Here is a 6,719-nt window from a genome sequence, read left to right on the forward strand (position 1 = left end):
CCTACACCGCCCTCGCGATCGGGACGGTCACGTTCGTCGTCTGGTTGTCGGTGGGCGCTCCGGTGGAGTATGCCATCGCCCGCGCGGTCACGGTTCTGGTCATCGCCTGTCCGCACGCTCTGGGCCTTGCGGTACCGCTGGTCGTGGCCGTGAGTACCCGGCTCAGCGCGACGAGCGGACTGCTGATCCGCGACCGTGCGAGCTTCGAGCGGGCGCGGGGGCTCGATGCAGTGATCTTCGACAAGACCGGCACGCTGACCGAGGGCCGCTTCGGGGTCGCGAACGTCATCCCACTCGGCGACATGTCAGCCGACGAGGTGCTGGGCTGGGCCGCCGCGATCGAAAGCCAGTCCGAGCACCCGATCGCACGCGGGGTGGTCCGGTCAGCCGAGGATCAGGGCATTTCGATGAAGCCGGTCCGGGACTTCCGCAATCTGCCCGGCGAGGGCACTGAGGCCGTGGTCGACGGACGCAACGTCAAGGTAGTCAGTCCCGGTTACCTCCGCCGTCGCGAGATCCCGGTCGAGAACCCGGAGGTCGAGCGCGCCAGCGCAGAGGGCAAGACGGTCGTCTACACCCTCGTCGACGACGACCTCGTGGGCGCCGTCGCGCTCGCCGACATCGTCCGCAAGGAGTCGCGCGATGCGGTCGCCAAGCTCAAGGAGATGGGCATCGAATGCATGATGCTGACCGGCGACGCCCGGGCGGTGGCAAAAAGCGTCGCCGCCGAACTGGGCCTCGACGACTACTTCGCTGAGGTGTTGCCCGACCAGAAGGCGGCCAAGGTGCGCGAGGTGCAGGGCCGCGGCCTCTCTGTGGCGATGGTTGGTGACGGCGTCAACGACGCGCCGGCGCTGGTGCAGGCCGATTGCGGCATCGCCATCGGCGCCGGCACAGACGTGGCAGTGCAGTCGGCCGACATCGTGCTGGTCCGCAACGACCCGCGCGACGTCACCGCCATCCTGGCGCTGTCACGCGCAACCTACCGCAAGATGATCGAGAACTTCATCCTCGGCGCCGGCTACAACGTGGTCGCGATCCCCCTCGCCGCTGGTGTCGCCTATGCTTGGGGCGTCGTGCTGACCCCCGCGGTCGGCGCCGCACTAATGTCGGCCAGTACCGTCGTCGTCGCGATCAACGCCAAGCTGCTCGAGCGCCGGCGCAAGGACATCGCCGCCCTCGGTCTCACGGACAGTTGAATTTCGGAGCAAGACAATGACCCAACACCACGAGCACGGGCCGAAAGGCAGCTTCTGGAAATCGAGGACGGGCGTCACTTTTCTCGTCTTCCTCGGCGTGGCGGCGCTGTTGCTCGGCTGGGAGCACCGGGTGCACCTCTTCGCGGGCGAAGCATTTGCCGTTCTGCTTCTGGTCGGCTGCTTCGTCATGCACCTCTTCATGCACGGCGGGCATGGCGGCCATGGCGGCGGAGGTGACAGATGACCGAGTCCGCCCCCGCTTACGGCCTCTGGGTCCTGGTGATCGTCAACTCGGCGATCTTCATTCTCTTCGCCTTCAGCTTCTTCAAGCCGCACTCGGCGCGGGACTGGCGCTCGTTCGGCGCCTTCAGCGCTTTCATCGTTGCGCTCTTCACCGAGATGTACGGCTTCCCGCTGACGATCTACCTGCTCTCGGGCTGGCTGCAGAGCCGCTATCCCGGAATCGACTGGCTGTCCCACGATGCGGGCCACCTGCTCGAGATGCTCTTCGGCTGGAAGGCCAACCCGCATTTGGGGCCGTTCCATCTGCTGAGTTTCGTCCTGATCGGGACGGGATTCATGCTGATCGGCGCGGCTTGGCGCGTTCTTTATGCCGCTCAGCGCACCGCCACGCTCGCGACAACCGGCCCCTACGCTCACGTCCGCCACCCGCAATACGTGGGCTTCGTCCTCGTGCTGCTCGGATTCCTGGTGCAATGGCCGACGCTTTTGACCCTCGCGATGTTCCCGGTACTGGTCTGGATGTACCTCCGTCTTGCCCGCAGCGAGGAGCGCGAGGCCGAGGCGGAGTTCGGGCCCGCCTGGCGCCGCTACGCCGCGAAGGTGCCGCGCTTCGTGCCACGGAGGCTACCTTTGGAGGCTCAATGAGATGCATGGCGCTGGGAACGCCGGCCCTGCCGGCGACGGACGTGGTGACGGAGCGGCGAAAGCGTGCGGACCTTGCCTCCTCCGCCGGGGCCGGGCTCCCCGGCTTCAGGCTCAGTGCATTGGTCGCGGAGAGCGTCGCCGGGTTCGCCCTGCTCGTCATCCCGGTGGGCGGCTCGCTCCACGGCTGGGGCACGATCGCGAAACACGCTCTCGAGCGCAGCGCCGAGGGGCGCGAGCCCTTGTGGAGCCGCGTCCTCTACTGGGGCTGCTCGGTCGGGCTCGCGCTCCTCGCGGCGTGCCTCGGCTGGGCGCTGCTCCGGTGACAGACGTGGCCGTGACCGTCGCCCGAGGCCCAGGCTCCTCGCTGCGCCCGATGGAGAGGATCACGTTCGAGAGCGGAACGCCTCTACCACTCGGCGCTCGCGACTGCTGCGATGGTGTCAACTTCTCCGTGTTCAGCCGGCACGCCGAGGCGATGGATTTGCTGCTCTTCGACGCGCCGGATGCCCTCGAGCCTGCCGTGGTCTTTCAGCTCGGCCCGAAGGTTCACCGAACAGGGGACGTCTGGCACGTGCTGGTGAGCGGCATCGGCTGGGGCCAGACCTATGCTTGGCGGGCGCGAGGGCCTTGGGCGCCGGAAGAGGGGCACCGGTTCGATGGAGCCGCGATACTTATCGACCCGAACGCGACCGCGCTGACCCGCCGGGTGGCACCGGAGCGGCCCGGCATCGCCGCCGAGGTGTCATGGCGCTCAATGCTCGTCGACTGGCGGTTCGACTGGCAGGGCGTCCCACGCCCGGCGCGGACGTGGTCGGAGACCGTCATCTATGAACTCCACGTCCGTGGGCTGACGTTGCATCCCTCGTCGGGAGTGCGCCACGCCGGCGGCTTCCTCGGCGTAATCGAGAGGATCCCCTACCTCAAGGAGCTCGGCATCACCGCTGTCGAACTCATGCCGGTGCAGGAATTCGACAGCGGAAGGCCCGGGCGACCGAATTACTGGGGCTACGACGCGGTCTCGTTTCGGGCGCCCAAGGAGTCCTACGGCACCGGCGCCTTCCCCGGTTGCCAAGTGATCGAGTTCAAGACGATGGTGCGCGAGCTGCATCGCGCTGGGATCGAGGTGATCCTCGATGTCGTCTTCAACCACACCTCAGAGGGAGGCGAGAACGGGCCAACGTTCGGCTTCCGCGGCCTCGATAACAGGATCTACTACCTGCTCGACCGGAATGGCGGCTACCTCGACTTCACCGGCTGCGGCAACACGGTGAACTGCGGACATCCGGTCGTCCGCGACCACATCATCGACTGCCTTCGCCACTGGGCCGGCGAGATGCGGGTCGACGGCTTTCGCTTCGACCTCGCCTCGGTCCTCGGCCGCGACACTAAGGGGCGGCTCCTCGACGATCCGCCGCTGCTCGAGCGCATCGCCGAGGACCCGATCCTGCGGGACGTGAAGCTGATCGCCGAGGCGTGGGACGCCGGCGGCGCGTTCCAGGTCGGACGCTTCCCCGGACGGAGGTGGGCCGAGTGGAACTGCCATTTCCGCGACGACGTGCGCCGCTACTGGCGCGGCGACGCAGGGACGCGCGGCGCCTTTGCCTCGCGCCTCTGCGGCAGCGCCGACCTCTACCTCAAGGGCGACGAGACGCCGGTCAACGGCATCAACTTCGTCACCAGCCACGACGGCTTCACGCTGAACGACCTCGTCAGCTACGCCCGCAAGCACAACGAGGCGAACGGCGAGGCCAACCGCGACGGTCCCGCCGAGGAGTTCTCTGCCAACTGGGGCGTGGAGGGGCCGACCGACGACCCAGGCTTCGAGGGCGTTCGAGGGCAGCTGGTGCGCAACATGCTCGCCACCCTCCTGCTGTCGCGCGGCGTGCCAATGATCCTCGGCGGCGACGAGTTCCGCCGCACCCAGCAGGGCAACAGCAACGCCTATTGCCAGGACAACGAGCTCTCCTGGTTCGACTGGGGCCTTGTCGAGAGGAACGCGGATCTGGTCCGGTTCGTCCGGGGGCTCATCGCGATCCGGCAGCGGCACCCGGCGCTCAGGTCGGACCGTTTCTACAGCGACGCGGACCTGACCTGGTTCGACTGCGATGGCCTCCCGCCCGACTGGGACAACCCTGCCCTGACGCTGGGCGTCGTCGTCAATTCGGCGCAGGCGCCGGAGACCCCGGAGCTGTGCCTCCTCTTCAATTCCGGCGGCGATCCGGCGCAGTTCCAACTCCCCAGCAATGCCGATGGTAGCAGCTGGCGGGTTTTCGTCGACACCGGACGGCGGCCGCCGGAAGACCTTCCATCGTCGCGCACGTTGTCGCCGAAGGATGGCCGTTGCCAGCTCGCACCGCGTACGATGGCCCTTCTTTGCGCAGGTCGACCCGATCGGGAGGGCTCCGACCCTACGCCGTCGCAGAAGCAGAACCCGAGGAGCAGCGAATGAAGGTGGCCCTGTTCGAGATCGAGCCGCGCGAAGAGCCGGTGTTCGATGCACTGAAGCCCGCGCACGAGGTCGCGCACGTCCAGCAGGCGCTGGACCGCGAGACGGCGCTCGCGCATGCCGATGCCGAGGTCGTCTCCACGTTCATCTTCTCCCGGCTCGACCGGCAGGTGCTGGAGCAAATGCCGGCACTCAGGCTGATCGCCACCCGCTCGACCGGGTTCGACCACATCGACCTCGATTACTGTGCATCGCACCGGATCGCGGTGGCGAACGTGCCGAGCTATGGCGAGAACACCGTGGCCGAGCACGTCTTCGCGCTGCTGCTCGCGATCAGCCACCGCCTGCCTGAGGCGATGGAGCGGGCGCAGCACGGGCATTTCTCGCCCGAGGGGCTGCAGGGCTTCGACCTCGCAGGTCGGACGCTGGGCGTGATCGGAACAGGTCGGATCGGCCAACATGTGATCCGCATCGCCCGCGGCTTCCAGATGCGGGTACTGGCGCACGACGCCACGCCGCAGTCGCGGCTCGCGGCCGAGCTCGGGTTCCACTACACGGACCTCGCCGGTCTCTACGGCGAGGCGGACGTCATCAGCCTCAACGTGCCGTCGCTGCCCGAGACGCGCCACATGCTGTCGGCGACGGCCTTCGAGCAGATGAAGGACGGCGTCGTGGTCATCAACACGGCGCGCGGCGACCTGATTGATACCCGCGCACTGATCCAGGCCCTGACCAGCGGCAAGGTAGCGGCGGCGGGTCTCGACGTGCTGCCCGACGAGCCGCTTATCCGAGAGGAGGCGGAGCTGATCTGCTCGATCTTCTGCGAGCAGCACGACCTGCGCGACCTCGTCGCCAACCATGTGCTGCTACGCATGAAGAACGTCATCGTGACGCCCCACAGCGCCTTCAACACGCGCGAGGCGGTGCAGCGGATCGCCGAGACTACGGTCGAGAACATCCGAGCCTTCGCGGAAGGCCGACCGCAGAATCTGGTGGCGGCGCCGGTTGCGGCCACCTCAAGCAGCAAGGAGTAGAATCATGGCCGGACAATCGAGCATTCGCGTTGCGGTGAACGGCTACGGGGTCATCGGCAAGCGCGTAGCGGACGCGGTGACCGCCCAGGACGACATGGAACTGGCCGGCGTTGCCGACATCACCGCAGACTGGCGGCTGAGGATGGCGGCACGCAAAGGCTACCTGCTCTACGCATCGGCTGACGAACACACCGAAGCCATGCGCGAGGCCGGGTTCGATGTCGCCGGCACGCTCAGTGACCTGCTCGGGGACGTCGACGTGATTGTCGACTGCACGCCGAAGAAGGTGGCCGCGAAGAACGTCGAGACCTACCGGCAAAGAGGGACGAACTTCATCCTTCAGGGTGGCGAGAAGCACGAAGTCACCGGCCACTCCTTCGTCGCCGAGTCAAACTACGAGAGCGCCATCGGCCGCGACTGCACGCGCGTCGTCTCGTGCAACACGACCTCGACGGTGCGCACGCTGACCGCGCTCAAGCGTGCCGGGCTCCTACGACGCGCCCGAGGCACGCTGCTCCGGCGCGCCACCGACCCTTGGGAGAGCCATCTCGGCGGCATCATGAACACGCTCGCCCCCGAGCCCGAGATCCCGAGCCACCAAGGTCCCGATGCGAAGAGCGTCGACCCCGGGCTCGACGTGGTGACGATGGCGGTGAAGGTCCCTGAGACGTTGGCGCACCTGCACTACTGGACGGTTCAGCTGACGCGGGAGGCGGTCAAGGCGGAAGTGCTCGATGCGTTCCGTGCCTCGTCGCGGATCGCGCTGATCGAGCTCGGCGACGGTCTGTCGGCGATCAACGTGGTCAAGGAGATGATGGCCGACCTCGGGCGCCCGCACGAAAACCTCTACGAGGTCGCGCTCTGGGCCGACATGCTGAAGGTCGAGGGCGACGAGCTCTTCTACGCCTACATGGTCGACAACCAGGCGATCGTTATCCCCGAGACGATCGACGCCATCCGGGCGCTCACCGGACGCGAGCGCGACGCCGCGCGCTCGATCGCCGCCACGAACCGATCCCTCGGGATCGGCGCGGTGGCCGAGGCGTCGGGCGGATGAGCGCGGCTTCGATCGACCTGTTCCTGTCGCGGCCGCGCATCGCCTACTTCTCTATGGAGATGGCGTTGCGCCCCGAGATGCACACTTATTCCGGA

Annotated in this window: 7 protein-coding genes; all 7 read left to right on the forward strand. The window is 67.3% G+C overall.

Annotation, left to right across the window (positions count from 1 at the left end; all coding sequences use genetic code 11):
- Window positions 1-1,199, forward strand: a 1,199-nt coding sequence (locus BM162_RS21835) for a heavy metal translocating P-type ATPase (RefSeq protein ID WP_143096298.1), incomplete at its 5' end; no start/stop codon positions are given.
- A 16-nt stretch (window positions 1,200-1,215) separates the two neighbouring features.
- Window positions 1,216-1,443, forward strand: a complete 228-nt coding sequence (locus BM162_RS21840; protein ID WP_093425940.1) for a DUF2933 domain-containing protein — start codon at window positions 1,216-1,218, stop codon at window positions 1,441-1,443.
- The gene (locus BM162_RS21845; RefSeq protein WP_093425942.1) at window positions 1,440-2,087 is read left to right on the forward strand and encodes a methyltransferase family protein; all 648 of its coding nucleotides are present in this window, start codon (window positions 1,440-1,442) and stop codon (window positions 2,085-2,087) included. The genes BM162_RS21840 and BM162_RS21845 overlap by 4 nt, the downstream gene beginning before the upstream one ends.
- Window positions 2,084-2,410 carry a hypothetical protein gene (locus tag BM162_RS21850; protein ID WP_143096299.1) on the forward strand — a complete coding sequence of 109 codons (327 nt, stop codon included), beginning with the start codon at window positions 2,084-2,086 and terminating at the stop codon, window positions 2,408-2,410. Before BM162_RS21845 ends, BM162_RS21850 begins: the two co-directional genes overlap by 4 nt.
- 50 nt (window positions 2,411-2,460) lie before the next feature.
- Complete coding sequence (gene glgX / locus BM162_RS21855; RefSeq protein ID WP_093425945.1) at window positions 2,461-4,536, forward strand: glycogen debranching protein GlgX; 2,076 nt, start codon at window positions 2,461-2,463, stop codon at window positions 4,534-4,536.
- Window positions 4,533-5,567: a hydroxyacid dehydrogenase gene (locus tag BM162_RS21860; protein ID WP_093425947.1), complete on the forward strand. Its 1,035-nt coding sequence runs from the start codon at window positions 4,533-4,535 to the stop codon at window positions 5,565-5,567. The genes glgX and BM162_RS21860 overlap by 4 nt, the downstream gene beginning before the upstream one ends.
- 4 nt (window positions 5,568-5,571) lie before the next feature.
- On the forward strand, window positions 5,572-6,624 hold the full coding sequence (locus tag BM162_RS21865) for a type II glyceraldehyde-3-phosphate dehydrogenase (protein ID WP_093425949.1): 1,053 nt from the start codon (window positions 5,572-5,574) through the stop codon (window positions 6,622-6,624).
- Window positions 6,625-6,719 lie beyond the last annotated feature (95 nt).

The organism is Tranquillimonas alkanivorans (assembly GCF_900115595.1).
In the GTDB taxonomy this organism is placed as follows: domain Bacteria; phylum Pseudomonadota; class Alphaproteobacteria; order Rhodobacterales; family Rhodobacteraceae; genus Tranquillimonas; species Tranquillimonas alkanivorans.

What these genes read in the sequence shown, in the direction of transcription:
- glgX (WP_093425945.1), top strand. Translation starts at nt 2,461, where the DNA reads ATGGAGAGGATCACGTTCGAGAGCGGAACGCCTCTACCACTCGGCGCT.
- BM162_RS21845 (WP_093425942.1), top strand. Translation starts at nt 1,440, where the DNA reads ATGACCGAGTCCGCCCCCGCTTACGGCCTCTGGGTCCTGGTGATCGTC.
- BM162_RS21865 (WP_093425949.1), top strand. Translation starts at nt 5,572, where the DNA reads ATGGCCGGACAATCGAGCATTCGCGTTGCGGTGAACGGCTACGGGGTC.
- BM162_RS21850 (WP_143096299.1), top strand. Translation starts at nt 2,084, where the DNA reads ATGAGATGCATGGCGCTGGGAACGCCGGCCCTGCCGGCGACGGACGTG.
- BM162_RS21860 (WP_093425947.1), top strand. Translation starts at nt 4,533, where the DNA reads ATGAAGGTGGCCCTGTTCGAGATCGAGCCGCGCGAAGAGCCGGTGTTC.
- BM162_RS21840 (WP_093425940.1), top strand. Translation starts at nt 1,216, where the DNA reads ATGACCCAACACCACGAGCACGGGCCGAAAGGCAGCTTCTGGAAATCG.